Source organism: Streptomyces sp. 1222.5, assembly GCF_900105245.1.
Taxonomy (GTDB): Bacteria; Actinomycetota; Actinomycetes; order Streptomycetales; family Streptomycetaceae; genus Streptomyces; species Streptomyces albidocamelliae.
Genome location: NZ_FNSZ01000001.1, coordinates 549,429 through 575,312, shown reverse-complemented (window position 1 = coordinate 575,312; position 25,884 = coordinate 549,429). Strand labels below are relative to the sequence as shown.

General features: G+C 72.6%; 24 protein-coding genes. 15 read left to right on the top strand and 9 right to left on the bottom strand.

Going from position 1 to position 25,884, the window contains the following annotated elements:
* Positions 1 to 234: 234 nt before the first annotated feature.
* The 6 genes from BLW57_RS02770 (at position 235) to BLW57_RS02745 (ending at position 5,572) form a co-directional block, all read left to right on the top strand.
* The gene (locus tag BLW57_RS02770; protein WP_093471867.1) at positions 235 to 558 is read left to right on the top strand and encodes a hypothetical protein; all 324 of its coding nucleotides are present in this window, start codon (positions 235 to 237) and stop codon (positions 556 to 558) included.
* 196 nt (positions 559 to 754) lie between these two features.
* Complete coding sequence (locus BLW57_RS02765; protein WP_093480482.1) at positions 755 to 1,816, top strand: sensor histidine kinase; 1,062 nt, start codon at positions 755 to 757, stop codon at positions 1,814 to 1,816.
* On the top strand, positions 1,813 to 2,472 hold the full coding sequence (locus BLW57_RS02760; RefSeq protein ID WP_093471865.1) for a response regulator: 660 nt from the start codon (positions 1,813 to 1,815) through the stop codon (positions 2,470 to 2,472). The genes BLW57_RS02765 and BLW57_RS02760 overlap by 4 nt, the downstream gene beginning before the upstream one ends.
* A gap of 112 nt (positions 2,473 to 2,584) precedes the next feature.
* Positions 2,585 to 3,223, top strand: coding sequence for a GOLPH3/VPS74 family protein (locus BLW57_RS02755; RefSeq protein WP_093471864.1), 639 nt, complete (start codon positions 2,585 to 2,587; stop codon positions 3,221 to 3,223).
* A 16-nt stretch (positions 3,224 to 3,239) separates the two neighbouring features.
* On the top strand, positions 3,240 to 4,844 hold the full coding sequence (locus BLW57_RS02750; protein ID WP_093471862.1) for a carboxylesterase/lipase family protein: 1,605 nt from the start codon (positions 3,240 to 3,242) through the stop codon (positions 4,842 to 4,844).
* A gap of 212 nt (positions 4,845 to 5,056) precedes the next feature.
* Positions 5,057 to 5,572: a respiratory nitrate reductase subunit gamma gene (locus BLW57_RS02745; RefSeq protein ID WP_371127769.1), complete on the top strand. Its 516-nt coding sequence runs from the start codon at positions 5,057 to 5,059 to the stop codon at positions 5,570 to 5,572.
* An 8-nt stretch (positions 5,573 to 5,580) separates the two neighbouring features.
* Here BLW57_RS02745 and BLW57_RS02740 read toward each other — a convergent pair whose 3' ends face one another.
* Positions 5,581 to 6,408 carry a maleylpyruvate isomerase family mycothiol-dependent enzyme gene (locus tag BLW57_RS02740; protein WP_093471859.1) on the bottom strand — a complete coding sequence of 276 codons (828 nt, stop codon included), beginning with the start codon at positions 6,406 to 6,408 and terminating at the stop codon, positions 5,581 to 5,583.
* A 165-nt stretch (positions 6,409 to 6,573) separates the two neighbouring features.
* On the opposite strand from BLW57_RS02740, the gene BLW57_RS02735 reads away from it, so the two are divergent.
* Positions 6,574 to 7,530, top strand: a complete 957-nt coding sequence (locus BLW57_RS02735; protein ID WP_093471858.1) for a GNAT family N-acetyltransferase — start codon at positions 6,574 to 6,576, stop codon at positions 7,528 to 7,530.
* Positions 7,531 to 7,620: 90 nt separating this feature from the next.
* Here the strand turns inward: BLW57_RS02735 and BLW57_RS02730 are convergent, their stop codons facing one another.
* The gene (locus BLW57_RS02730) at positions 7,621 to 8,607 is read right to left on the bottom strand and encodes a L,D-transpeptidase (protein ID WP_093471856.1); all 987 of its coding nucleotides are present in this window, start codon (positions 8,605 to 8,607) and stop codon (positions 7,621 to 7,623) included.
* Between the two features lie 132 nt (positions 8,608 to 8,739).
* Positions 8,740 to 9,693, bottom strand: coding sequence for a YihY/virulence factor BrkB family protein (locus tag BLW57_RS02725; protein WP_093471855.1), 954 nt, complete (start codon positions 9,691 to 9,693; stop codon positions 8,740 to 8,742).
* 279 nt (positions 9,694 to 9,972) lie between these two features.
* Here BLW57_RS02725 and BLW57_RS02720 point away from each other — a divergent pair, with 279 nt between their 5' ends.
* The 3 genes from BLW57_RS02720 to BLW57_RS02710 all read left to right on the top strand — a co-directional run bounded on the left by BLW57_RS02720 (position 9,973) and on the right by BLW57_RS02710 (position 13,246).
* Entirely contained in the window at positions 9,973 to 10,467 is a 495-nt protein-coding gene (locus BLW57_RS02720; protein WP_093471853.1) for an SRPBCC domain-containing protein, read from the top strand.
* Positions 10,468 to 10,672: 205 nt separating this feature from the next.
* On the top strand, positions 10,673 to 11,920 hold the full coding sequence (locus BLW57_RS02715) for a PP2C family protein-serine/threonine phosphatase (protein ID WP_093471852.1): 1,248 nt from the start codon (positions 10,673 to 10,675) through the stop codon (positions 11,918 to 11,920).
* A gap of 84 nt (positions 11,921 to 12,004) precedes the next feature.
* The gene (locus BLW57_RS02710; RefSeq protein WP_093471850.1) at positions 12,005 to 13,246 is read left to right on the top strand and encodes a PP2C family protein-serine/threonine phosphatase; all 1,242 of its coding nucleotides are present in this window, start codon (positions 12,005 to 12,007) and stop codon (positions 13,244 to 13,246) included.
* A 238-nt stretch (positions 13,247 to 13,484) separates the two neighbouring features.
* Here BLW57_RS02710 and BLW57_RS02705 read toward each other — a convergent pair whose 3' ends face one another.
* Complete coding sequence (locus tag BLW57_RS02705; protein ID WP_371127842.1) at positions 13,485 to 14,768, bottom strand: phosphatase PAP2 family protein; 1,284 nt, start codon at positions 14,766 to 14,768, stop codon at positions 13,485 to 13,487.
* Between the two features lie 416 nt (positions 14,769 to 15,184).
* Between BLW57_RS02705 and BLW57_RS02700 the strand changes: the two genes are divergently transcribed.
* The gene (locus BLW57_RS02700) at positions 15,185 to 16,027 is read left to right on the top strand and encodes a hypothetical protein (protein ID WP_093471847.1); all 843 of its coding nucleotides are present in this window, start codon (positions 15,185 to 15,187) and stop codon (positions 16,025 to 16,027) included.
* A gap of 62 nt (positions 16,028 to 16,089) precedes the next feature.
* Here BLW57_RS02700 and BLW57_RS02695 read toward each other — a convergent pair whose 3' ends face one another.
* Positions 16,090 to 16,401 (bottom strand): hypothetical protein, encoded by a 312-nt coding sequence (locus tag BLW57_RS02695; protein ID WP_143051578.1) that lies wholly within the window; start codon positions 16,399 to 16,401, stop codon positions 16,090 to 16,092.
* Between the two features lie 518 nt (positions 16,402 to 16,919).
* Between BLW57_RS02695 and BLW57_RS41195 the strand changes: the two genes are divergently transcribed.
* Positions 16,920 to 17,330, top strand: coding sequence for an ATP-binding protein (locus BLW57_RS41195; RefSeq protein ID WP_176985426.1), 411 nt, complete (start codon positions 16,920 to 16,922; stop codon positions 17,328 to 17,330).
* Here BLW57_RS41195 and BLW57_RS02685 read toward each other — a convergent pair.
* From BLW57_RS02685 to BLW57_RS02680, 3 genes are all read right to left on the bottom strand, one after another.
* On the bottom strand, positions 17,314 to 18,135 hold the full coding sequence (locus tag BLW57_RS02685) for a M23 family metallopeptidase (protein ID WP_176985425.1): 822 nt from the start codon (positions 18,133 to 18,135) through the stop codon (positions 17,314 to 17,316). The genes BLW57_RS41195 and BLW57_RS02685 overlap by 17 nt on opposite strands.
* A complete protein-coding gene (locus BLW57_RS40840; protein ID WP_143051577.1) occupies positions 18,132 to 18,572 on the bottom strand; it encodes a hypothetical protein in 441 nt (146 codons plus the stop codon). Before BLW57_RS40840 ends, BLW57_RS02685 begins: the two co-directional genes overlap by 4 nt.
* Positions 18,573 to 18,681: 109 nt before the next feature.
* A complete protein-coding gene (locus BLW57_RS02680; RefSeq protein WP_093471841.1) occupies positions 18,682 to 19,914 on the bottom strand; it encodes a transaldolase family protein in 1,233 nt (410 codons plus the stop codon).
* Between the two features lie 322 nt (positions 19,915 to 20,236).
* On the opposite strand from BLW57_RS02680, the gene BLW57_RS02675 reads away from it, so the two are divergent.
* From BLW57_RS02675 to BLW57_RS02665, 3 genes are all read left to right on the top strand, one after another.
* Positions 20,237 to 21,358 (top strand): PP2C family protein-serine/threonine phosphatase, encoded by a 1,122-nt coding sequence (locus tag BLW57_RS02675; RefSeq protein ID WP_101377048.1) that lies wholly within the window; start codon positions 20,237 to 20,239, stop codon positions 21,356 to 21,358.
* Positions 21,359 to 21,505: 147 nt separating this feature from the next.
* Positions 21,506 to 22,552, top strand: coding sequence for an FUSC family protein (locus BLW57_RS02670; protein WP_093471838.1), 1,047 nt, complete (start codon positions 21,506 to 21,508; stop codon positions 22,550 to 22,552).
* Between the two features lie 251 nt (positions 22,553 to 22,803).
* Positions 22,804 to 23,616, top strand: a complete 813-nt coding sequence (locus BLW57_RS02665; RefSeq protein ID WP_093471837.1) for an alpha/beta fold hydrolase — start codon at positions 22,804 to 22,806, stop codon at positions 23,614 to 23,616.
* Between the two features lie 23 nt (positions 23,617 to 23,639).
* Here the strand turns inward: BLW57_RS02665 and BLW57_RS02660 are convergent, their stop codons facing one another.
* Positions 23,640 to 25,775, bottom strand: coding sequence for a SpoIIE family protein phosphatase (locus tag BLW57_RS02660; protein WP_093471835.1), 2,136 nt, complete (start codon positions 25,773 to 25,775; stop codon positions 23,640 to 23,642).
* Positions 25,776 to 25,884: the final 109 nt, after the last annotated feature.

Here is a 25,884-nt window from a genome sequence, read left to right as displayed (position 1 = left end):
TCAGGCAAATGCCCGACTCGGGAACACCGATTCCGGCGCGTACGGCCACGGCGATGCGCTAGGCCGTGTCCGCGCCGAACCTCCGTGCGCATGCCCACGGCCTGACCGGGAATGACACGGTGAATGTCCGCGTCCTCCCGGTAGGCGGCGTCGTTTCCAGTTCATCACCGTTGCTCTGCTCGGCCTCAGCCGGGCGGGCCGAGCCCTCCGCAGCCGACACACCCGGAGCAGCCGATGACGAACAGCTTGCGAGACGCCCGTGTCTGTCTGGTCCTCGCCACCTCCAGCGCCGCCACCGGTGTCTACTTCGCGGTCCACGCCTCCTGGTGGTGCGTGCCCGGTTTCTACTGCGCCGTCTTCCTCGGCTGGTGCGAACGGCGCCTGCGCGCCGACCACCGCCGCCGGCTGTGGCAGGAGGAATGGGAGAGGCGGCGCCGCGTACCGGGTGAGCGGCCCGGACCGCTGATCCCGTGCTGCAGGCTCGCCCTGCACAGCGAGGGCGCGGCACACGACCGGTGGTGCGTGGACGGACCCCGCCGCGCCCCCGGCGGAGGTTAGGGTCGGTGACGTACCACCATCAGCGGCAGGAGACACGATGCCGGCAGGGCACCCCCCGGAGGACGCCGCTCGGGCCCGGCGCGGCGGGCCGGCCCCGGCCGTGAGAGGCGGCGAGGACGACGCCCTCGACGGGGAGGCGCCGGGCCGGGTGCCGCCCCGTTCGGCCAGCGCCCTGTGGTGGGGGTCGGCCGGTCTGGTGCTCGCGGTGCTCGGCACCTCGGTGCTTGTCGCCGGCGCGGACGACGGCCCGCGGCCGGCCGTGGCCGTGGCCCTGGTCCTCGCGCAGGTCCTTGCCCTCAGGTGGCAGGTGCGCGCCCCGATCGCCGTACTCGCGGCCGACGCGGTGACAGGTCTCGCGGTGTGGGCGCTGCTGCCCGCCGTCACCCTGACCGGAGCGCTGCTCGCGGCGCAGATCACGTTGTGCGTGCTGTCGGCGACCAGACCGCGGTGGATGTCGGCGCGGGCGCTCGCGGCGATGTGTCTGCCGGCGCCGCTGGCGTTCGCGGCGGGCGGCCCCACGGGGCTCACGGTCTATCTGCTGACGGTGGTCCTGGCATGGACCGCAGGGCAGTGGCGCGGCGCGCAACGGGCCCGCACGAGGGCGGAGACGCGCCGGGCCGTGGTGGAGGAACGCGCACGGATCGCGCGCGAGGTGCACGACGTCGTCGCCCACACCCTCTCGGTGATGGTCATTCAGGCGGGCGCCGCCGACCACGTGTTCACCGAACGGCCCGAACAGGCCCGGCAGGCGCTGCGGGCCATCGAGACGAGTGCCCGCTCGGCGCTGGGCGAACTCCGCCTGCTTCTACGAGCGTTCCGGCCCGACGAGGGGGAGGAGGCCGGGGAGCCGAGGCAGCCGGTACCCTCGCTCGCGCGTCTGGACGAGCTGGCCGACACCGTACGGGCCACCGGGATGACCGTGCGCCTGCACCGCGAGGGCGCCACCGAGGGGCTGCCGGCCGCGGTGGACCTGGCGGCGTACCGGATCGTCCAAGAGGCCCTGACCAACACTCTGCGCCACGCGGCCGGCGCCGACGAGGTGAGTGTGCGCGTGACGGCTGAGGAGGAGTGCGTGACGGTGAGAGTGGTCGACAACGGGCGTACCCCGTCCGGTGGTTCGGGTACGGCCGGATCGGGACGCGGTCTCGTGGGGATGAACGAGCGCGCCCGGCTCGTGGGCGGCAGCCTGCGCGCCCGTCCGCTGCCCGGAGGCGGTTTCGAGGTGGCGGCACGGCTGCCGGTGGAGCGTGCGTCATGACGCTGCGCGTGGTGGTGGCCGACGACCAGACCCTGGTCCGCACCGGATTCCGCATGATCATCGACGCCCGGGACGACCTGAAGGTGGTCGGTGAGGCGTCCGACGGCCGGGAGGCGGTGCGGCTGACGCGGGAGCTGGAGCCCGACGTGGTGCTGATGGACGTACGCATGCCCGTCCTGGACGGCATCGAGGCCACTCGGCGGATCGCGGAGTGCGGCAGCCGGGCCCGAGTGCTCGTGCTGACCACCTGGGACGTGGACGCGCACGTGGTCGCCGCCCTGCGCGCCGGGGCGAGCGGGTTCCTGCTCAAGGACATCCGTCCCGCCGAACTCGTCGACGCGATCCGGCTCACGGCGCGCGGCGACGCGCTCCTTGCGCCGACCGTGCTGAGTCGCGTCCTCGACCGGTTCCTGCGCACCACGCCCGACCTCGAGCCGCCGCCCTCCCTGCGGGACCTCTCCGGCCGCGAGCGCGAGGTGCTCACCCTGATCGGGCAGGCCCTGTCGAACGCGGAGATCGCCGAGCGGCTGCGCCTGTCGGAGGCCACCGTCAAGAACCACGTCACCGCGATGCTGCGCAAACTGGGTCTGCGCGACCGCGTCCAGGCCGTGGTCGCCGCCTATGACCACGGCCTCGTCCAGCCGCGGCGCCCCTGACAGCCGTCTCCTCCTCCAGGAGGAGACCGGGCCGCGATCCTCCTGTGCTCCCAGTGCCGGTCCCTTCCCGCGGCCGATCCGTGGCCGGGGCGCCCGGCCGTAGCGTCGAGACGTGACCGACGACCTGACCCGCCACATGTATCTGCTCGCCCACGACGACGCGGCCCACGGCCCGTACGACCGCTCCCGGACGGAGCTGCTGGTCCGTGCCGCCGCCCTGGTCGACCTCGCGATGCGCGGCCGGCTCGGGGAGGACGGCGGCACCGTCACCGTGTCCGGCACCCGGCCGACCGGCGACCCCGTCCTGGACGGCGTGCTGTGCGACGCCGCGGGCGGTCACGGCTGGAAGCAGCTCGTGCGCCGCCACCGCAAGCGGACCCTGACGGAGGTGGAGGACCGGCTTGCCGCGGAGGGACTCCTCACCGTGCGGGAACCCCGCACCCCGTTCGGCACCCGGCGGCTGACCCTGACGGACCACGCCGCGCCCGCCGCACCGCACACCCGCGTGTCCGCCGCGCTGCACGGGGACGGCCCCGCACAGGACATCCCCCTGGCCGACGCCGCGCTGCTCGCGCTGGCCGCCGCCGGCGGAGTCCGCTCGGTCGTGTCACGCCAGGACCAGAAGACCTTCCGGGCCCGCATCGACGCCTGCACGGCACGGCTCGCAGCCCTCGCGCCCGGACTGGAGAAGGCCGTACGCGCCCTGCCGACGACCATGATCGCCGCGCAGGGCGGCATGGGCGGCAGCTGACCCGCTGGGGGAGACGATGACCACGCACCGCGTCCTGACCACCCTGTGCTGCGCCCTGGCCGCCGTACTCGCGACGGCCTGGTCCGCGGCGCCATCGCCGGAGCCCGGCCGTCCCGCCGCAGCGACGACCCGCACCCCTGCCGGCTCGGCGCCGGGTGCCACCACGACTCTGCGTACCCACGACGGCCTGGTGCGCGGTGCCCGCCACGACGGCTACCGCACCTTCGAGGGCATCCCCTACGCGGCGCCCCCGAGCGGCGGGCTGCGCTGGGCGCCGCCCCACCGGGCGGCCCCCTGGTCCGGGGTGCGGGACGCGACCCGGCCCGCGAGCGCCTGCCCGCAACCCGCCGGCGAGGTGCCCGGCGGCAGCACCGACGAGGACTGCCTCCACCTGAACGTCACCACGCCCGACGGTGCGGGACCCGCACGCTCCCGGCCGGTGATCGTGTGGCTGCACGGCGGCGGCTTCACCACCGGAGCGGGCAGTTCGTACGACGCCCACCGCATGGCCACCCGGGGCGGCGTCGTGGTCGTCACCGTGAACTACCGCCTCGGAGCCCTCGGTTTCCTCGCACACCGCGGGCTGCCCGGCTCCGGCACCTTCGGCCTGGCCGATCAGCAGGCGGCGCTGCGCTGGGTCCGGGCCGAGATCGGAGCCTTCGGCGGGGACCCGCACGACGTGACACTGGCCGGCGAGTCGGCGGGCGGTTACAGCGTCTGCGCCCAGCTCGCGTCACCGGCCGCCGCGGGCCTCTTCGACCGGGCGATCATCGAGAGCGGCCCGTGCACGGGGCGCCCCGACCGGCCGTTCGCCCCCTCCTCCGTCGCGCTTTCCAGGGCCCGTGCCACGGGCGCGGACCTGGCGGCGACGGCCGGCTGCGGATCCGCCCCCGAGGTGATGGCCTGTCTGCGACGCGTGGACGTCACCCGGCTCCTCGCCGTCCAGGACACCGACCAGCAGCCCGCGTACGGCACGCCCCTGCTGCCCGGCGAGCCCGCGGCGGCGATCGCCGCCGGCCACTTCCACCGTGTCCCCGTGCTCATCGGCAACAACCACGACGAGGGCAACGGCTGGGCCGCGGGTATCGTCCAGGCCGGGAATCCCGTCACTCCCGGCACCTGGCCCGACGTCGCGGCCGCCTTCTTCCCCGCCCCGGGCCGGGCGAAGGCGATCGTCCGAGAGTACCCGGTGCACCGCAACGACGGCGGCCAGGTGTTCGGCGCGGTCATCGGTGACGCGGACTTCGCCTGCCCCACGGCACGCACCGGCGACCTGCTCGCCGCCCATGTGCCCGTCTGGCGCTACGAGTTCGCCGACGAACATGCCCCGCCGCTCACCCCCGGCACACCGCCGTTCCCACTCGGCGCACCGCATGCGAGCGAGCTGCCCTATCTGTTCGACCTGGGCGGACGCCCCCGCGAGCTGACCGCGCCACAGCAGCGGCTGGCCGACACCATGATCGACTACTGGACCCGCTTCGCCCGCACCGCCGACCCGAACGGCCCGTCCGCACCGCCCTGGTCCGAACAAACGGTGCAGTCACTGGCACCGGACCACATCGCGCCCACGGGCACGGCACGGCTCCGCCACCACTGCGCGTTCTGGAACGCGCTCGGTTGACCCAGGAGGCGACCGCCGTGGGGGTCCGCCGGTCCGGCCGGTGGGCCCCCACGGGTGTGTTCGCTCTCGTCGAGAGAGGGCCGGCACCGGACGCGTCACCGGTATGCCCCGAGGCCGCCCATCCATGAGGCCTGACGCTCGAGGAACGGCTCCAGTGCGCCGAGGAGTTCGGTGGGCGCGTCCATGGCGATGAACGGGCCTGCGGCCACGTCGTGGGCCTGCTCGTCCCCGAGGCCCTCACCGGGCGCCTGGGGATGGGCGGGGAGCAGTACCACGCCGTCGCCCTGGCGATGGGCGGCACAGCGGGCGTCGCCGCCTCCACCGGTCTCGGCCTGCTGCTGTACCGCCGTCTGCGCGTGCCCGCCGTACGCCGCGGGACCAGCCGCAGCGACCGGGTGATGCACCCCCTGCCGGCCCTCGTCCTGCTCGCCGGGCTCACCGCCACCGTCTCCTCGGCGGCCGACCCCTACGACCACCGGCTCGGTGTCGCCGTCTGGTTCCGCAGCCTGTTCACCCTCGAACCCGACGTCACGGCCATGCCGCACAGACCGCTCGTGTACCAGGTGCACGCGCTGCTCGCCCTGGCCCTGTTCGCGCTGTGGCCGTTCAGCCGGGTCGTCCACGCGTTCGCGCCACCCCTCGGCTGCCTGGCGCGGCCCTACGTGGTCTACCGCTCCCGCGGCGGTGCCACCGGCCGCCCGCGCCGGGGACAACCGTCGATCCGTTGACCGTCGGCTCAGGGCGCGGTGAACAGGGTGGGGAAGCGGGGGGCCAGCCATGGCCGGGTGCCCCACGCGAGGACCTGCCCCTGCGCGATGGCACGCCAGGGATTCAGCCGGCCCAGCGCGATCAGCAGGAAGGCGACGGGATCCAGCAGGATGGTGGAGTCCGCGCGCCGCGGCGGCGGCCCCGGTGTCACCCGCACGGCGCCGTCGGCCAGGGCCACGCCGAACATGCCGCCCCCGCGCAGCCGGATGCGGTAGTGGGCGTCGAGCCCGGCCGTGGCCGTCGGGTTCGCGACCCGCGGCATGACCGACAGCATGAACGGCATGCACAGGCCCACCCGGGCCCGGTCGATCATGTGCGGCCGCTTCATGGCGAGAGCGAGGTCGTACCCGTGGCCGAGCATGTGCGTGAGCAGGTAGGACGCGAGAACGGAGCGGTCCATCGGGCCCAGCGGCGTGGTGGGTGCCGGGCCGTCGGCCTCGAAACCCGACACGGCGTCCAGGAACGCCTCGGCCTGCTCCATGATCATCCTCGCGAGAGGCTCCGCCCCGCGCTCGTCGAAGACGGCGAGCGACTTCGCGTTCGCCTCGGCGAGACTCTGCGGGGTCCCGTCGCCGTAGGGGCGCTCCCGTCCGGCCGCCAGGTCGGCCATCAGCTCGTTGGCCATGGCGAGATGGGCGGCGGCTTCGCCGATGGTCCACTTCGACCCCGGCACGGCGAGCGCCGTGTCGCTCGCGCCGCGCACCAGCGTGGCGATCTCCTCGGCGGTGCCCCGGATCGCCTGTCCCAGCCCCTCGGGCAAGGACCACGAGCCGTCCTGCCGTACCGTCGTGTGCACGTTGATCGCTCCGCTCCCACCGCCCGGCACGCCCACCGTGCCTGCGGCGCTGGTACCCAACCAGACCGCAGAGGCGCGCGGCAAGCCCCGCGCGCCCCTCGGCTCCGGCTCCGCGCCCGGAAAAGCAGTCGATGGCGCCGCGGCGCCCTGGCACAGTGGCGCACCATGGATGACTTCGAGCTTCTGACGGCGGCCGACGTGGAGCTCATGCAGGACCTGGCCCAGCGGGTCACCGCCATCCGTCCCGACCTGGTGAACAGCGACGCGTCGCTGGGGGAACTGGCGTGGATCTGGGGCAAGGGCCACGCGCGCGAGGGCGGGAGCTGGGTCCGCCGCCTGTGGTTCTCCGGTGACGTCCTGGTCGCCTGGGGGTGGGTGGTCCTGCCCCACCGGGTGACGCGGAGCGACGGAACGGTGAAGAACGTCACCGGCGCGGGTCTGAGCTACCAGGTCCATCCCGACCACGGTGAACTGGTGGACGAGGTGATCGACTGGTACGACGCCGTGGCGGCCGGCGTGGAACGCACCGTGGTGCCGAGCGCCGCCGACGAGTACGCCATGGGGCGCTGGGCGGCGCACGGCTACGGGACCGATCCGGCCGCACTCGGCGACACCGGCTCCTGGACGCAGCTCAACCAGCGGGACCTCGACGACGTGGAACGTCCGGTACTGCCCGACGGCTTCCGGTTCCGCACCGCCGACGAGGCCGGGCCGCGGGCCGCGGTCCAGGCGCACGTGGACGCCTGGACACCGTCGACGTACACGGCCGAGGGCTACGAGGGGGTACGGCGGACCCCGCCGTACCGAGGCGACCTGCACGTACTGGTGGAGGCGCCGGACCGGACGATGGCCGCATCGACGATCATGTGGCTCGACGCGGCCAACAGGACCGCCCAGTTCGAGCCGGTCGGAACGCACCCGGACCACCGGCGGCGCGGGCTCGGCAGGGCGATGCTGCTGCACGGGATGCGGCTGGCCCGTGAGGCCGGCGCCGACCACATGACGGTCGCCTGCCTGGGCGCACCGGGGCACCCCAGGGCACGCGGACTGTACTACGGCGTCGGGTTCCGGGAGTTCGCTCGGGACGCGCCGCTCATCAAGTCCGGGGGCGAGACCGGCTGAGCCGCCGGCCGGGAAGGACGGCGGTCCCGCTCTCCGGGAGGAGAACAGGACCGCGGGAGCGGCGGACGGCCCGCCCGTCACATCAGGACGTCACAGCGCCGAGGTCGTTCCCTTCCCGGACGCGCTGCCCGCGAGCCACTCGTCCCAGCTCAGGTTGAAGGCCGCATAGCCGTTGTCGGCCGGGGCCTTGGCGCGCGACGAGCCGGTGATGGTGACGGGGTCGCCCTGCTTGACCTGGCCGTAGAACCACTTGGCGTCCGACATGGACAGGTGGACGCAGCCGTGCGAGCCGCGGGCGCTGCCGCTGCCCGGGTTGGGGTCGCCGGTCGAGTAGTGCACGTAGGTGCCGGACTGGGTCAGGTGGACGTCCCAGGGCAGCGTGAGGTCGTAGTAGTTGGAGCTGCCCTTGTCACAGCTGATGCCGACGCTGCAGGAGGTCATGTGGACCTTCTCCTGCTTGTCGATGACGGCCATCGTGCCGTTCCACGTCGGGTACTGCGGGCTGCCCGCGTTGATCGACAGGGTGCGCACCGTCTTGTCGTTGCGGGTCACCTTCATGGTGTGGCCCGTCACGGAGACGTCCGCGCGCACATCGTCGCCGATCTTGAAGGTGTGCGTGTAGCCGTGCACGCCGTAGCGTCCGTTGCCGTTGCCGACGCCCGTCATGTCGGCGTCGATCTTCACCTTGGTGCCGGAGGGCCAGTACGTCTGCGGCCGCCAGTCGGCCCGCTTGTCGCCGAACCAGTGCCAGGCGCCCGTGACCGGCTGCGAGGTGCTGACCTTCAAGTGCTTCTCGACGTTCGCCCGCGCCTTCGCCGCCACCGGGTTCGTGAAGACCACCGAGATCGGCATGGCCACGCCCACCGTGGTTCCGCTCTGCGGAGTGATCGTCTCCAGCAGCATCGGCGGCCCCTTGGGCTTCTTCGGCGAGGGCGAGGCACTCGCACCCGGCTTGCCCGACGCCTTGGCGTCGTCCCCGCCCGCCTTGTCACCACCGCCCCCGCCGCAGGCACTCGCGCCCACCAGCACCGCAGCCGTGACGAGTGCGATCCCTATGCCGCCCTTGCGCCGTCCCACGACCTGCCCCCGCTCTCTAGCCCTTCGGCCCTCATGGGCCCGACTCCCTGTCAGACAGACAGGGGACCGGACCCAGTTGCGTGCGTTGCGTAAAACGTGTCCCAAGAATGACGGGTGCCCGCACAGGAGCACTCACACTCCGGGGTCGGCCCGGATCGGTTCGGGCCGCCGTCCGCGCGCCGCCTCCAGCTGCGCGGCGAAGGCGAGTCCGAGGAAGAGGGCGACGGAGGTCAGGTAGGCCCACAGCAGCAAGGACATGAAGGCACTCAGGGGGCCGTAGATCGTGTCGAAGGAACCGCTGACGTTCAGGTAGAGGGTCAGCAGCCAGGTCAGTGTCATCCACAGGATCAGGTAGACGGCCGCGCCGAACGCCAGCCAGGTGTAGCCGGGCTGCCTGCGGCGCGGGGAGCGGCGGAAGACGGTGCTCGCGGAGATGAGGGCCAGCAGCAGCCCGAAGGGCCAGCGCAGGACGTCCCAGGCCGTCCGGGCGCTGTCGTCGAGGTGGTAGACCGCCACCGCCGCCGCGGCGAGGTCGTCACCGGCGACCAGGACGACGAACCCGAGGCCGAGCGGGAGCCCCGCGCCGAGGGCCATCAGCAGGCCGCGCAGGTACTTGGCACGGAAAGGACGGTCGCGTTCGTTGCCGTAGATCCGGTTGGCGCCCCGCTCGATCTGGCACATCGCGGTGGTGACGTTGACCAGGGAGAAGGCGGCACAGAGCCAGAGGGCCACCGCGGCGCCGTCACCGGCCGTGCGCCGGCCGCGGGTGAGGGCGTCGTCGACGACGCCGGCGCTGGGCCCCCGGGCGATCCGGTGGATCGTCAGTTCGGCCAGCCTGCCCAGCGTCTCGGTGTGCAGGGTGGCCGACAGGCCGACGAAGGCGATCGTCAGGGGGATGACGGCCAGGACCGTCTGCAGGGCGAGGGCCCGGGAGTGGCTGAAGCCGTCGGCGTACCGGAATCGGGTGAAGGCGTCACGCAGCAGGGACCAGCCGCCATAGCGGCGCAGGGCGGCCCACGCCTCGTCGCCGGACAGTTCCTCGCCGCTCATGTCCCGGGTCTCGGGAACCTTCGTGGCGGTACCCATTCACTTCTCCCGCGTCGGCTGCGGAGGGCCGGCGGTTCTCCGGGTCGCGGCGGTCGGCATGGTTCCCCCTGTGGTCGAGCGGGCGTACGGCGGTCGCCGGCGGCGTCCGTCCCCCGGCTCACGCCGTATGCCCGCTCGACCGAAGAGCAGGCGTCCCCGGCCGCGCGTGCCGTCGGCGCGAGACGCCTGTGCCGGAACACGGCCGTCCCTGAACGGCGTTGAGGCGGCCGGACCCGTCGCGGGCGGGAATGGGGGCCGCCGGCCCCGCGTTCACCGATCATGACCCACGCGCGAGCGGTGACGGCCGCCCAGCACACCGCCTTCACCGAGACCCGGCACCTCGACGCCGAACCCCGGGCGGTGTACGGGGCGTTCGCCGATCCCGAGGTCCTGCGGCGCTGGTTCAAACTCCCCGGTCACGGCGCGACGTACACACTGGACTTCCGCATCGGCGGCGGCGATCGGGCCCGCGGCACCTTCCGCCACCTCGACGGCACCGAGGAACGCGTCGAGTACCGCTCCCGCTACCTCGACATCGTGCCGGACAGGCGCATCGTCCAGGGCTACGAGTCACTCGTCGACGACGTCCTGCGCTGGACCTCGCTGGTGACGGTCGAACTGACCCCCGAGGGCCGGGGCACCTCGCTGACCTGGACCGAGCAGGCGGCCTTCCTCGTACCCACCGGTGACGGCGCCGCCGACCTCGCCCATCTGCGGGGTGCCGTCCGCCTCCGCCTGAACGGCCTCCCGGCGGCCATCGAGGCCTCCGCGTAGCCGGCACGCGGATACGCCGGCCGCCTGGCCCCACCGCTGTCCGGTCGCGGCCCCGCCGCAGCGCCCGCGTGCTCGTGCGCGTTCGCCGCTTCCTGGTGTTTCGTAGTGAGGGAGGCGTGTGTGCTCGTGTCGGACCGGCGACGACGGGAGGTGGACGGTGACGGCAAGGAGCGGCGAGGGTGGGAGCGGCGAGGGAGGCCGGGCGATGCTCGCCGATCTGTTGCGCGCCAGCCACTGCATGCCGGCCGAGATGCTGCCCGCCAAGGCCTCCGAATGCGCGCGCGCCGCCGGCTTCCACCAGGTGGTCATCTACGTGGCGGACCTGCAGCGCAACAGCCTTCGCCTGCTGGCCGGGGACGAGGCGACCGGCGGGCAGCACGAGGCGGAACTCCACGTGGAGGGGACCGTACCGGGACGCGCGTATCAGTACAGCGACGTCCTGCCCGCCGCGTCGGCGGGTGGGGACGTCTTCGAGTGGTGGGTACCGCTGCTGGACGGGACGGAACGCATCGGGCTGATCCGGGTGAGCGCGGGCCGCAACGACGCCGCGACCCGCACGGACATGGAGGCGCTGGCCGCGCTCATCGCGTTGATCATCGTGAGCAAGCGGCCGACGAGCGACGAGCTGGCCAAGCGGGTGCGGGCGCAGCCGATGAGCCTCGCGGCGGAGATGCAGTGGAATCTCCTGCCTCCCCGTACCTACGCGGACGCGCGAGTGGCCATCTCCGCCTCGCTGGAACCGGCCTACAAGATCAGCGGCGACGTCTTCGAGTACGCCGTCGACGGCCCCCTGGTGCACCTGGCGATCTTCGACGCGATGGGCCACGACACCGCCGCGGGCCTGTCCGGAGCGCTCGCGCTGGGCGCCTACCGCAATGCCCGCCGCCAGGGCGCCGACCTCGTCGGCAGGTCCGATGCCGTCGAAGCGGCCCTGCTGGAGCAGTACGACCACCAGCGGTACGTCACCGGCATCCTGGCCACCCTCGACACCGGCACCGGCGTCCTGCAGTGGGTCAACCGAGGCCACCACCCGCCGATCGTCATCCGGGACAACCGCTGGACCACCCGCCTGGCCTGCACGCCCGGTCATCCCATGGGCACCGACCTCGGGCTGCCCACCACCGCCTGCCAGGAGCACCTCCAGCCGGGCGACCGCGTCGTCCTGTACACCGACGGCATCACCGAGGCCCGCCGGCCGGGTGGCCGGGAGTTCGGCATCGAGCGCTTCACCGACTTCCTCATCCGCCACCACGCCGACGGCCTGCCCGTGCCCGAGACCCTGCGCCGCCTCATCCATGCCGTGCTCGAGTACCACGAAGGGCGTCTCCAGGACGACGCCACCGTGCTGCTGTGCGAGTGGATCGGCCCGCACACGGAGCCGGCCACCGTGGCAGCCGAGTGGACGGGTCTGGTGCCGGGAGGACTCGGCGGCGGCGCGGGCCCGCGCCCCTGAAGGCCCCCCCTCGGGCGCGCTCGCGGGCGGCCCCCGGGCGCATACTTCTGGTACGGGAGCCGGCGGCGCGACGGGAGGCCGACCGTGACCACATCGCGGATCGACTATCGGGCGCTGTTCACCGTGACGCCCAGCCCCTACCTGGTGCTCCGCCCCGACCTGGTGATCGCCGAGGTCAACGAGGCGTACCTGCGGGCCACCGGCCGCACCCGGGACGAGCTGATCGGCCGCTACCTCTTCGACGTCCACCCCGACAATCCCGCCGACCCGCATGCCGACGGCGTGCGCAATCTGAGCGCATCCCTGCAACGGGTCCTGTCCTCGCGGAGGCCGGACACCATGGCGGTGCAGAAGTACGACGTCCCGGTGACCGGCAGTCCGGGCGTCTTCCAGGTGAAGTGGTGGTCGCCGATCAACACGCCCGTTCTGGGGCCCGACGGAGAGGTCGCGTGGATCATCCACCGGGTCGAGGACATGACCGAGTTCCTGATGAGCCGGGACCTGCGGGCGGGGCCCGACGACCCGTGCGGCGAGCGGGCCGCGATGGAGGCCGAGCTGTACACGCGGGCACAGGAACTCCAGCGCCTGAACGACGAACTCCGCGACGCCCACGGCCGGGAGCGGCAGACCGCCCTCAGGCTCCAGGAGTCCATGCTGCACACCCCGGACCTGGCCGAGCACCGCAACATCGCCGTGCGCTACCTGCCGGCCGCGCGCTCACTCAACGTCTGCGGCGACTGGTACGACGTCGTGGACCTGCCGGAGGGCCGGTACACCGTCGCGGTCGGCGACGTCGTGGGCCACGGCCTCGACGCCGCCGCGGTCATGGGCATGCTTCGCAGCACGCTGTCCGCCGCCATCCGAGCCACCGACGAACCCGGCAGAGCGATGGACGTCCTGAGCCGCTACGCCCAGACCTGCGAGGGCGCTCTGGCCACGACCGCGGTCAAGGCTGTGGTCGACACGCGTGCCGAGCGCGTCATCTACACCAGCGCCGGGCATCTGCCGCCCGTGCTGACCCAGGCGAACGGCACCACGGTCCTGCTCGACCAAGCCACCGATCCGCCGCTCGGCGTGCCCTTGGACGAGGACAAGCGCCCCCAGGTCACGGTGCCGTACAACCGGGGCGACACGCTCGTCCTGTACACCGACGGACTCGTCGAACGCCGCGACGAGGACATCGACGTGGGGCTGCGCCGCCTCACCGACGTCATCGGCCGCCACGCGCGGATGAGCCCGGACGAACTGGCCGACACCCTCCTGACCCGGCTCGGCGTGGCCGACGGCGGACGCGACGACGTCGCCCTGATCGTCGTCCGCCTGTAGCCGAACGGCCCCGGGGGCGACGGGCGCCCGACCGCCCGAGAGCGTCGGCGGAGCGAAGTGGCGGGCGGCCGGAACGGCACGGAAGACTGGCGGCGCTCACCGTGTTCCGTGTCCTCCAGGACGCGCCGGCCGGTCCGGGGACGACGGGCCCGGACCAGCGGCGAACTCATTCCGTTTCCCTCGACACCGTGTTCCGCCACTGGTGATTCACCCGGTCGACATCTCGGTGCGGCAGGCTTCAGACGGGTTCAGGTTGGGGCTCCGGTTGTACGACCGGGGCGACCTGGGGTTCCCACGTTCTGGTGGTCCGAATGTAGCCCTGGATCACCGAGGCCGTCGCCAGCACGAGAAGGGGGCCGAACGCCCACGGGTGCTTCGCCATCTCCACCGGCAGATAGCGGTACGAGATCAGCAGCACGCCGAAAACCGTTGTTCCGTAGGCGACGAACTGCATTCCCGCGCGATCCCAGCCGCGTGCGGCCGAACGCAGAGCCGCCTCGATGGTGAGCGTGAACACCACGCCGGCGATGATGTCGGCACCGTAGTGGTAGCCGAAACCCAGAGTCGCGCCGAGGGTGGCGACGAGCCAGAACGCGCCTCCGATGCGCAGAGCGCGTGGGGCCTTGCGGGAATGAATGAAGATCGCGGTGGCCCACGCGGTGTGCAGGCTGGGCATGCAATTCCGTGGGGTGAGATCGTCGTAGAGCATCGGGTGCGGCGCGCCGACCGGTGGCGTGTTCGGCCAGAGGTCGCCCACCGCCCAGTGCAGACCGCCGGTGCCGGTGGCGCCGGGGCCGTAGGCGAAGACGGGGCCGACCACGGGGAAGAGCATGTAGATGCCGGGCCCCAGGAGGCCGATCACCAGGAAGGTGCGCACGAGGTGGTGGCTCGGGAAGCGGCCCTCCTTCGCCACGTCGCGCAGCTGGTACAGCGCGACGACGACCGCGGCGACCGCGAGCTGGATGTAGACGTAGTCGAGGAGATGGGTGCCGACCGGACCGGTGGCCCTGACCACTCTCCCGACCACCCACGACGGGTTGCCCAGCGCGTGGTCGGCCGTCGCGACGTACTGGTCCAGCACCGTCGGGCGGGTCTTCGACGTGATGAGCAGCCAGGTGTCACCCGTCTTGCGGCCGGCCACCAGCAGCAGCGCCAGGCCGACGCCTTTCAGCAGCAGCGCGCGCTCCCGGCCTGTGCGTCGTGCGACCGCGATGACCGCATAGCCCAGCACCACCCACAACGCTCCGTTGCCGAACATCATCTTGGCGTCGACAGCCCACCGCACCAGAAAGAAGACGATGTCGATGCCGACGGCCACACCGGCCGCGATGAACCGTTGCCGCCAGGGGAGCACGACCATCATCAACGCCATGCTGGCGTACAGCAGCGGCCCGGATTTGGGCGCGAGTACGACTTCTTTCGCCTGGTTCGTCATGGGCCCGGGCAGGCCGTAGTGGCGTGCGGCGATCTCCAGCGCGACAAGGAAGCCGACGGTGACGGCCCCGGCCACGGTCCACAGGATCGCCCGCGGCCGGCGCCATGCGGCGAATGCGGATCTCCAGTCTATTCGCGCGAATACCCGCGGTGTTGTTGGTGTCAATTTTCCGGCCGATTTTAGTCGATATTGTCCATGAAGGTTGCCGATCGAGCTGGATGGTGCGTTTTTCCGGTGTAAGGGCCGGTGTCCAGGTCGATCGCCATAAGTCGAACATGTTATCGGGGGATGTCGCGCGGGTTTTACGGGGGATCGATCGCGGAGAAGACGGCCGGCGCCGAGCCCCGCCGTCTCGCTGTCCGCCACGTCCGCACCGGGCTGGCCCGCCACGACCCCTCCCCGCACGGCCGAGAACAATTGCGTGCGAGCTTACCCAGCGGGACCCGCGCGCGGTTCGGCGTTTCGTGAGCCCTGCGGTCCCGGCCGATGTCTAGGCTCGGCGCGTGGGGCAGCCTGAGCAGCATGCCGAGGGCGCTGGACCGTTCGTCACCAAAGTCACCTGGCCGCTGCCCGGCGGCGGGGAGGCGGTGTGGGAGTCACGGACCGCACGACGGCGCGGAGCACTCGCCGTCCGCCCGCCCGGCGGGACGGAGAGCCGGTGCACCCGTGCGGACGTCGCCGCTCTCGGCCGGCTGCGCAGACTCAACGTCATCGCGGCGGTCGCGTTCGTCATCGGCGGGGGCCTCTTCGCGGCCGGTGCCGGCTTCGCCCTGTACGGGTCGGGCGACGCCACCGAGTTGGCGTCGATCTACTTCGCGGGCGGCCTGTTCTTCAACACCGGCGGCTATGTCTCGCTGCTCCAGGTGATCAACGCACCCCGCCACGACACCACCGGGGCAGGCCGACTCGCCACCCGCCGCTGGCGGTGGTGGAGCTACGAGCCGATGCGGGTGGACTGGCTGGGCGCGTTCGTCCTCTTCCTGGGCACGCTCGTCTTCGCGGTCAACCTGCTGGACTCCTTCCTCCAGGGCTTGAGCGTCCAGCAGGTCAACCGGCTGATCTGGGTGCCCGACGTGATCGGCTGCGTACTGTTCCTCGTCTCGGGGCACCTGGGCTTCGTCGAGCTCTGCCACGGCCGGCCCTGCGTCCACCCGCACAGCCTGGGCTGGTGGATCGTCGCCGTGAACCAGCTCGGCTCCGTCCTCTTCATGGTCTCCGCACTCGCCGCGTACACCCGCCCGGCGACCGGCAGCCTGGTCAACGCCGACATCGCCAACTGGGGCACCCTCACGGGCGCCCTCTGCTTCTCGCTCGCCGGCGTGCTTCAGCTCTACGAGCACCCGTAGCCGGTCGAGGCGGCGTACGAGCGGAGGCAGGAGGGCGACCGGGCGGCTCCCCGGGGCGGGGACTACAGGACGATGATCACGACGGCGCCCCGGTCGAAGCGGTGATCGAAGCGGTGATCAAATCGGTGATCGAAACGGTTGCCGAAGCGGTGATCGAAACGGTTGTCGAAGCGGTTGTCGAAGCGGTCGCCGTGGTGGTCGAAGCACCAGCGGTTCCAGTCGCCTCCGCCGCCGCACCAGTCGGTGCCGACGTTCGTGTGCACGGCGGGGGTCGCTGCCGCGGCCGTCCCCGCCGCGCCGATCGTGGCGCCGCCGACCAGCACGATGCCGACCGCGGACGCCACGGCGAGACGCGTCGAGCGTGTTGCTCGCATGGGTATACGCCTTCTTCCATCGTCGCGCACGACCTCGGCGGCACGTGACGGGCCGACCCGAGGTCACCTCATCACGTGATACGTGGGCGGCGCGCATTTGGATTGGCGATGCGGCTCTCGTCCCCCCCCGCGACAGGTCAGTGATGCTCGTGGTGGTTCCGGATGGCGGTGGTGGCCAGGAACCCGGTGGCCGCGGCGCTGAGGAGGGCGCCCAGGGCGAGGAAGAAGGTCGTGCGCTGCATGGCGGGGCCTTTCTGGCGGCGTATCGGGTGCCTTGCACAACGGTCGCGGTTGCCGTTTCGACTCGTCCGAGCGGCAACTGCAACCCGCATGGACGCGAGTCCCCCGCAAGGTCAGCCGTTCGGACGAGGCGGCCCGAGCGCCCACGGAGGCGTACTGGTGGGCAGAACGGCAGCGCCGCCGCTCGCAGGGAGAACAGGCGTTTCACCGGCGCCGGCTCTGGACAAGAAAAGGACACGCGCGCCGTACGGTTGCGCCCCCTGATTGCGACATATGCCATGCACAAGCAAGAACATGCAGAGCATTCGTTCACCGCCGTCCCCGAGTCCATAGCGGCCGCCCGGGCTTTCACCGAGCAAACGCTGGAAGCCTGGCAGGTGACCGGTCGCGTGGACGACGTGCGGCTGTGTGTCTCCGAACTGGCCTCCAACGCCGTCAACCACGGGACCCGCGCCGAGGACGGCGGCCATGTCTTCCACGTCCGTATCGACGCCGACGACAGCCTCATCCGGGTCGAGGTCGAGGACGACGACCCGCTGAGCACGCCTCGTGTCCGGCAGCCGGCGGAAGGTGACACCGGCGGGCGCGGCATGCTCATCGTGGAGTCGCTTTCCGCGGCGTGGGGGTACGAGAGCCACGACGCGGACGGCAAGGCCGTCTGGACCGAGTTCTTCACCAGCCGTACATGAGGGCGGGCCGGGGGAACCCGGAAGTCACCGGTTCGCGGGGAAGCCGACCTGGTCGAGGTAGAGGGGCATCTCGTCGTCCGCGTCGGGCCCGGTGGGCCGGGGCCGGGCCGATCCGGGCCGGTTTCCCGCTGAAGAGGCGGTCGATGGAGCCGTTCAGCTCGCCCTGGAGGGACATGGACGAGAACACGAACGGCAGTCCGTTCGAGGCGAGCGGGTCCGGTCCGCTCATCACCTGGAAGTGCAGATGCGGGGCGTCGCTGTTGCCCGAGTTCCCGAGCTGCCCGATCTGCGTGCCCGCCGCCACCTTCTGACCGGCCCGCACCCTGCCGGCTGTCGAGCCCGGTTCGAGATGGGCGTACAGCACATATTCGCCGCCCGGCAGCTTCTCCACGACGTGGTTGCCCGCGTAGTCGCTCAGCGGGAGGTTCGCCGGGCTCTGGCCCGGTGTGGAGTCCGGCAGACCGTCGACGACCGAGACGATCTCACCGTCGGCCGCCGCCGTGACGGGGACGCCGTAGTAGGGATAGCTGCTCACCTTGTCCACCGCGCCGGTGCGCAACCGGTTGTCGGCGCCCAGGCGCACGAAGTCGATCGCGAAGCGCTCGGCGAAGCAGGTGGACCCGTTCAGCGGGGAACCCGCGGCCCGGTGCGAAGTGACCTGGTCGCAGCATCCGTTGCCGTCGAGCCAGCCCGCGCCGCCGAGCGGCGGACGCAGGACGACCGGATGCCGGTCGGGGACCGTCAGGTTCGCCACCGACTCCGTCACATGCCCGGGGATGAGGCCGACGGCCTTCGGATACGTCACCGACACCTGGTGGCCGAGCCGCAGCGGGAACAAGGTGCCGGCGGGTACGACGGCATCGATCCAGACCCGTCCCTGACGCCCCGGCGACAACTGGTCGGTGGGCTTGGTGCCGGGGCCGAACCGGAGGGCCGGAAGTGCGCCTCGAGGGAGTCGCCGGTCAGCTTCAGCAGGGTGCGGTGGCCGTCGCGATCCTGCACGGTCACCCCGGTCAGCGTGGCCGGCAGGGTGCTCTCGTTGACCACCGTGAGCTCGTACGCCAGGTGTGTCCTGCCGTCCGTGCCCCGGACGGGGACGGGGACGGTCGTGGTGGACGCCGTGACCGGTGTGATCGCGTCCTGCCCGGCACTCGACGCGGGGGAGGGCGTGCCGGCCGGCGGCGCGGCCGCGGCGGCGGGTGTGAGACCGAGCCCCGCGCCGAGCAGCGACGCGGCCGCCACAGCGGCACCAACGCGAGCTGTCCTCTGCGTTCTGCGCATGACCGATTCCCGGGGAAGAGCCCATCTGCGATGGGAGAACCGATTTCCCCTGCGAAAGCGGGAAAAGAGCCTATCCGGCGAGAGGGGCCTCCGCATGCCGTGAAGGGCCTGAAGGACCGGCCCGGTGCGTGGAAGCCCGATTCCCGTCAGGCTGCGATGCCCGCCGCGGGGAGCACCCCGTCGTGTGCCGTACCCGGGAGGCGTCGGGCGTGGCGACCGGCGTGGCCGGTATCCGTCCTCGACGGGTCCTACGGGCCGCTTCCTGCTCCAGAGCCGTGGTCAGGCTGTCCAGCTCGACGCCGAACCACGCGAGGTGGCCGAGCCGGCGACGGGCGTCGTCGTAACGTCCACGCACCCGGTCCCCGCTGACGTACGCGTGATCCGCGACCGCGCTCAGCAATCTCTCGGGCACCGCCGTGACGGTGCCGGGGCAGACCAGTTCCTCGACGTACCGGGTGTCCGCGGACCGGGCCGGGACGGAGGACAGCCAGAGCAGGCGCGGCGGCAGCGCTCCGGCCGCCGTCAGCCGCCGCAGGCGGGGGCTGTCCAGCAGCCGTTCCTGGCGTTCCTGAGCGAGGCGGGCCAGTGCCGGCCCCGCCGCGCCCAGCAGCGCGGCCGCCTCGGCTCCGCCCGCCAGCTCCAGGCACCGGTCGACGGCGACGTCCACCGCGCCGGGGGAGAAGGACACCACGAAGGCCACGTCACTCAGCCGTTGCCTCCGGTCCCGGGCCCGCTCCAGGCCGGTGCACGCGGCCGACAGCACCTGCTCGTGCCGAAGCGGGTTGAACACCCCGGTCGCCTGGACGGGGATGCCCAGCTCCAGACAGGCCGAGATCGCCGGCAGGGTCGCGTCCGTGACCGGGATCCGGATCATGAGGTTGGGCCGTCCGACCCGTGTGCGCAGCGCTACGGCCGCGTTCACCACGTCGGTCGCACGGTTCGTGGTCCGGGGGGAGAGCGCGACGCTCACGTACCCGTCCCGGCCGCCGCTGTCCCGGTGGACCGGTGCCAGCAGATCGCACGAGAGGCGGAGATCCGCAGCCCCCATGTCGCGCAGCACGGCGGGAGCGGGGAACCACGAAGGCGTCCTGTCGGCTGCCCCGCCGACTAGCCCCCGCGTACCGACGCGGCTCGCGTACAGGCAGCGCAACAGGGCGGTGGGAGCCGGATCGGTGATCAGTCCGGACACCCGTCCCCGCCGTACGTGCACGTCGATCGAGCTCGCGTCCAGGCGGGCCCGGCCGGAGTCGTCCAGCCAGACGGAGACGCCCTCCCGGGCCAGGCGTGCGAAGACATCGGGCATGTCGTCCTCCTGTGTGAGTGGGAATGCCTCGACGCTAGGCCCGCCGCACGGGCCGCCGAATGGACCGGCGGAGGGACCCGGCTCCTGACACAGGTGTCGGCCGATCGGGGGAACGCCGCCGTCGGCCGACCGGCGGACCCGGCCGTTCCGCCGCTCGGAGGACGGCCCCCTGCCCGCGGAAACAGCCGGACGGGCCACGAGCGGCGTCCGGTGCCGCGCCTAGCGTGAAGACGCCTTCCGGATCCACTGCCGATCCCCCGACGGAGGCGCGTCAGCAGCCCGTTGAACAGGAGATCCCGTGCTCGTACAGGAGCGCACACACATGCCCCGTGCCCGGCGCGCGGTCGGCGAGGTGGCGTACGGGGCGACCGTAGGGATCCTCGTGCCCCTCCTCGCCCTGGTCGTCTCGGCCGTCCTGGTCCTCTGGGCTCCCTCGCACACCCGGTTCGGACCCGTGTTCGCGGCCGTACCCGCACTGGCGGCGGCCACCTGCACCGTGACCGGCATAGCCTGTGTCGGGCTGCTCACCAGCCTGACCTCCTTGCTCGTCGCATGGCTCCACGGCTGGCTCCTCGACGCCCCGTCCCTGGGCACGATCATCTGCATCGCCGCCGTGTCCCTGGCGGCCATGTGGGCGGGAGCCGTCCGGCTGCGCCGGGAACAGGAACTGGCCGACGTCCGGCTGATCGCCGAGACGGCCCAGCGGGTGGTCCTCCGGCCGGTGCCCGAACGCCTCGGACCGGTCCGCCTGAACGGCCTGTACCTCGCCGCACACCACCGGGCGCGCATCGGCGGGGACGCCTACGAATGCCTGGAGACGGCCTTCGGCGTGCGGGTGCTCATCGCCGACATCCGCGGCAAGGGCCTGCCCGCCGTCGACGCCGCCGCCGCACTGCTGACCTGCTTCCGGGAGGCCGCGCACACCGAGAGGTCGCTGGACCGCCTGGCCAAGCGCCTGGAGGACAGCACGCAACGCTACGCGCGTTCGGCCGGCGCCTTCTCCGAGTGTTTCGCCACCGCCGTCATCGTCGAGATCCCCACCGAGGAAGTCGTGCGCATCGTGCACTTCGGCCATCCCCGGCCGCTCCTGCTGCGCAGCGGCTGCTCGGTGCCCCTCACCCCGTCCGTGAGCGGACTGCCGCTGGGGTTCGGCGACCTGGCCCAGGCCGGGCACCACCTGGTGACCAGGCCCTTCCGGCTGGGCGACCGCATCCTGCTGTACACCGACGGAGTGACCGAATGCCGTGCCGACGACGGCACCTTCTACCCCCTGCTACGGCGGCTGCAGCGCTGGACCGGGCTCACGGGCGCGGTCCTGCTCGACACCCTGCGCGACGACCTCCTCCGGCACGGAGGAGGCCGCCGACAGGACGATGCGGCCCTGATCCTGGTCGAGCGGGTCGACGCCGCGATCCCCGCCCCGTCGGCGCGCCCCGCCGGCTGACCCCGGCGGACGGCCCGGACACCCGGCGTACGACACCTGCGCCCCGGCACGGAGTTGCCCCTTGCGGGAACCGTGCTCGGGATATGGTGCCCGCGTGACGGTTTCCGATCATTTCTCCCCTTCATGAAGCCCGACAGCGCTTCACGGGTGAGCCGATGGGACCGGATCCGCGACCAGTTGCGCGCCGAAGGACCAGCCGCCTGCCGGATCCTCGTCACCGTGGTCGCCGCCTGGACGGCGGCCAAGTGGGTCGGGGCCGACCAGCCACCCGTCTACGCGGCGATCGTCCCCCTCGTCGCCCTGCGCGGCGACCCGATGAGCGCCCTGCAGATCTCCTATGAGCGTGTCCTGGCCGTCGTCGCGGGCGTGGCGATCGGCATCGCGACGCTGAACGTCCTGCGGCCGTCGACCGCGTCACTCGTGGTCGTCGTGGCCCTCGGCCTCGCCGTCGGCATCTTCTTCCCCAAGGGCGCCGGCCTGAACGTCCAGGTTCCCGCCTCCTCCCTGCTGGTCCTCGCCAACCCCGCTCCCGACGCCTACGCCCTGTCCCGGTTCTGGGAAACGGCCATGGGCGCGCTGGTGACGACAGCGCTCGCCCCACTGCTCTGGCCCCCGCATCCGCGGCGCGTCCTGAAGGCCCTGGCGGACGACGCCCGCAACCGGCTCGCCCAGGGGGTCACGGTCGCCCCCGCCGTCCTCACCGGCGGGCCGGCCGTCGCACGGGACAACCTCGCCGTCGTCAACGGTCACATCGCCGCCGTCAAGGCGGACGCCACCCGCGCGGGTGAGGCCCAGCGCGCGATGCGTTTCAATCCGCTGCGGCGCGGACACCGGGGCGCCGTGGCCGGCCTCGTCCGAGCCATCGAGACGGCGGAGCGGATCGCCGCGGATCTCGGCACCCTCGCCCGTGAGGCGGCCGCCTTCTCCTACCGCCCGGATCTGGTCGCGGACGTGCGACGGGCCCAGCGGCAGCTGCGTCCCGTCGCGGACGCCACGGCCCGGGCCATCGACGCCCTGCTCTCCGAGCAGGAGTTCCGGCCCTTCGTCACCGAGGCCCGCGCGGCACTGGCGGCCTACGCCCACTCCGACAGCCGACCCGCGGCGGTGGCCCTGCGCCGCCCTTTCCAGCAGATCCTCGACGACCTGGACCCGACGACACCGCTCGGGGCGCCATCGGGCAACGCTGGGGGCTGAGCACGCCGCAGTGACCGGCGAACGGCCGCCACCGGCCGCACTGTTGAGCGACCCACTGGGCCTCTGGCCCGCGTCAGTACGAGGCACCGTGGTCGCCGGCAAGGGCCGGGTCGGACGATCGGGCCCCTGCCCTTCCCCCGCCCGGTGGGCCGATCGGTTGATGAGCCGGGAGGGTCTGATCAGGGACCTTGAAGGCGGAACACTGCTCCGCCAAGCGTGCGTGCGCGCACGACACTCCACGGGAACTCATCATGATCAAAACCCTTCCGGCCGTTTCGGCGCTCGCCGCCGCGGCCGTCATCAGCACCGCCACGACCTCTCTCGCCGCCCCGGCGAAGAAGCGGCCGCAGAACCCCACCATCGTCCTGGTGCACGGCGCCTTCGCCGACGGATCCAGTTGGAACCTGGTGACGGAGAGGCTTCAGACCCTCGGCTACCGCGTCGTCGTCCCGGCCAACCCGCTGCGCGGCCTGGCGGAGGACTCCGCCTACCTCGGCAGCATCCTCGAATCCATCGAGGAACCGGTCGTCCTCGTGGGCCACTCCTACGGCGGCGAGGTGATCACGAACGCCGCCGCGTCGAGCCCTCAGGTCAAGGCGCTCGTGTACGCGGCCGCGATCGTCCCCGAGAAGGGCGAGAGCGCCGATGACATCCTCGGCGCGTTCCCCGGCAGCCTGCTCCCCGGCGCGCTCGACCAGGCCTCCTACCCGCTGCCCGGCGGCGGGCGGGGAACGGACCTGTATGTGAGGCCGGAGCTGTTCCGACAGGTGTTCGCCGCGGACGTCCCGGAACGGGAGGCGGCGGTGCTCGCCGCGACCCAACGGCCCATCGATGCCTCCGCCCTGGGGGCCCGGAGCGAGAACGCCGCATGGCACGCCCTCCCGTCCTGGTGCCTGGTCGCGAACGACGACCGCGTCATCCCGCCGGCCGCGGAACGCCACATGGCCGAGCGGGCGAACGCCCATGTCACCGAGGTGGACTCCTCCCACGCGGTCGCCGTCGCCCGTCCCGCGGCGGTCACCGGTGTGATCGAGGCGGCCGCCCGGTCGGTGACGGACCACTGAGCGACCCGCCGGCGCCGAGCTTGTCAGCGGGGCGTCCGCTGGGGGTGGATCAGGAGCAGCGCGATGTCGTCGCTGCGGGGCTCGGTGAGCCGGGCCTTGTCGATGAGGGTGTCGGCGAGGGCGTCCATGGTCCGCTCCCGGGCCTGCGCCAGCCGGTCGGCGAGGGCGTCGATCGCGTCCTCGATGTCCGTGCCCGGAGCCTCCACGAGTCCGTCGGTGTACAGGGCGAGCACGGACCCGGGCGGGAACGGCACGTCGGTGGTCGGGTAGTCGGCGGCCGGATCGATGCCGAGGAGGACTCCGGGCGGTAGATGGAGGATCTCCGTCCGGCCGTCCGGGTGGCGCAGGATCGGCGGTGGATGGCCGGCCGTGGCCAGACAGGCGGATTGCCGGTCGAGGTCGAGATAGGCGTAGAGGCAACTGGTGAACAGACCGGCGTCCAAGTCGTTGAGCAGGCGGTTCGTCCGGGCGAGCACCTCACCGGGAGACGCGCCGGCGGTGGCGTGGACGGCCGTACGGACCTGCCCCATGAGGGTGGCGGCCTGCACGTTGTGGCCCTGGACGTCACCGATGGCCGCCGCGGCCGTCGACTCGTCGAGGCGGATGAGGTCGTAGAAGTCGCCGCCGATCTCCATGCCGCGGCTCGCGGGGAGATAGCGGGCCGCCACGTCCAGGCCGGGAACGCCGGGCAGGGTGCGGGGCAGGAGACCGGCCTGGAGGTTGTGGGCGAGCTGCTGCTTGGCGTCGTACAGACGGGCGCGGTCCAGTGCCTGGGCGATCAGTCCGGCCATCGAGGAAAGGAACGAGCGCTCCTCCGGCGGAAAGGTGCGGGGCCGGTCGTAGGCGAGGACCAACGAGCCGACGGGACGCCCGGAGGTGATCAGAGGGAGGAACGCCCAGGCGGCCATGCCGTCCTGGAGGACCGGGGGCGGGTAGGCCCGCTTCAGATCGGTGAAGGTGCCGAAGAACCTGGCGGCACCCGTTGTCAGGACGTGCACGGAGGGCGTGTCCGAGGTCAGCGGGGCGGCGTCGAAGCGGTGCAGGATCTCGGCGGAGTAGCCGCGGAACCCGATGATCCGCAGCCGGGCCTCCTCCGTGGCCATGAGTGCGAGGGCCTGGGCGCCGAAGGCCGGAAGGACCTGATCGGCGACCTTCTCGACGACGTCCCGCACGCCGACGGCCTCGGTGAGGGTCGCGGCCAGATGCATCAGGTGGTAGAGCGCCGTGGCGCGGCCCGGTCCGGCGGCGGGCGCGGGGTGCAGCAGGTGCGGGGGAACGACGGTGCCGCCCGACTGCGTGGGGACGACGCGCACGCTGATGCCGGACGCGTCCGGGTAGAGGTGGAAGGACAGCCACTGGTCCGGGGGTCGCCGGGCGGTGAAGGACGTCGGCTGACGGCTGAGCGTCGCCGCCCGGTAGCGGTCCTCGGCCACGGGGTTGTCCAGCCACGGCAGCGCCTCCCAGGGCCGCCTGCCCAGAAGGTCGGGGATGTCGGCGTCGAGGAGCTCGGCGGCGGCGGTGGTGAGGAAGGTGATCCTGCCGTCCTGGTCGAGCGCGCAGCAGCCGCTGGGGAGGCGCTCGGCGAAGTCGACCGCGGCCTGTGCCTCGGCCGGCGCGGTGGCACGGGGCCGCAGCGTGGGCAGCACCCGCGGTTCCGGACCGGCCAGCACCGGGTGTCCGCCGGCGGCGGCCTCCCGCAGAAGGAGCCCCAGGTGGTGGCAGGCACCGGAGATGGCGTCCCGCTCCTGTGCGCTCAGCGCGGACGCGTGGGTGGCGGCCCAGTGCAGCACCACTCCACCCCATGCCCGGTCGCCGGTGACGATCGGTGCGGCGGCCATGGCGAAGGGGTGGGGGAGGACGAGCGCCAGTTGCGGATAGCGGCGCGCCAGCTCCTCCTGACCGCCGATCCACACCAGCCGCCGTTCGCGCACCGCGTCGCTCACCGGAGTCGCGGCGGCGAGCGCCACCCGGGACCAGGGCGAGGCGATCCGCATCGGGACACCGCTCAGCATGGCGAGTTGCAGCACCTGCCGGTCCGGCGGCATCAGATAGACGGCGCTCGCGTAGGCGCCGGTGTCCCGCGCGAGCCGGCCGAGGACGGCGCCCACCGTCCCGGGATCGGAGCCGGCGGCGGAAGGGCCGGTGAGCGCGTCGGACACGCTTCACCTCCGGGCGCCGGCACCGGTCGCCGCCCAGCGCGTCACCTGCCCGGCCGGCTCGGGCACCCGCGCCGGCGTGGAACAGCGGCAGCCCCGTGCCGCTCCACCC

Bases quoted from the DNA above. Each gene is read 5' to 3' on its own strand.
- BLW57_RS02770 (WP_093471867.1), top strand. From the start codon at position 235: ATGACGAACAGCTTGCGAGACGCCCGTGTCTGTCTGGTCCTCGCCACC.
- BLW57_RS02760 (WP_093471865.1), top strand. From the start codon at position 1,813: ATGACGCTGCGCGTGGTGGTGGCCGACGACCAGACCCTGGTCCGCACC.
- BLW57_RS02750 (WP_093471862.1), top strand. From the start codon at position 3,240: ATGACCACGCACCGCGTCCTGACCACCCTGTGCTGCGCCCTGGCCGCC.
- BLW57_RS02735 (WP_093471858.1), top strand. From the start codon at position 6,574: ATGGATGACTTCGAGCTTCTGACGGCGGCCGACGTGGAGCTCATGCAG.
- BLW57_RS02725 (WP_093471855.1), bottom strand. From the start codon at position 9,693: ATGGGTACCGCCACGAAGGTTCCCGAGACCCGGGACATGAGCGGCGAG.
- BLW57_RS02720 (WP_093471853.1), top strand. From the start codon at position 9,973: ATGACCCACGCGCGAGCGGTGACGGCCGCCCAGCACACCGCCTTCACC.
- BLW57_RS02715 (WP_093471852.1), top strand. From the start codon at position 10,673: ATGCTCGCCGATCTGTTGCGCGCCAGCCACTGCATGCCGGCCGAGATG.
- BLW57_RS02695 (WP_143051578.1), bottom strand. From the start codon at position 16,401: ATGCGAGCAACACGCTCGACGCGTCTCGCCGTGGCGTCCGCGGTCGGC.
- BLW57_RS41195 (WP_176985426.1), top strand. From the start codon at position 16,920: ATGCACAAGCAAGAACATGCAGAGCATTCGTTCACCGCCGTCCCCGAG.
- BLW57_RS02680 (WP_093471841.1), bottom strand. From the start codon at position 19,914: ATGCCCGATGTCTTCGCACGCCTGGCCCGGGAGGGCGTCTCCGTCTGG.
- BLW57_RS02675 (WP_101377048.1), top strand. From the start codon at position 20,237: ATGCCCCGTGCCCGGCGCGCGGTCGGCGAGGTGGCGTACGGGGCGACC.
- BLW57_RS02665 (WP_093471837.1), top strand. From the start codon at position 22,804: ATGATCAAAACCCTTCCGGCCGTTTCGGCGCTCGCCGCCGCGGCCGTC.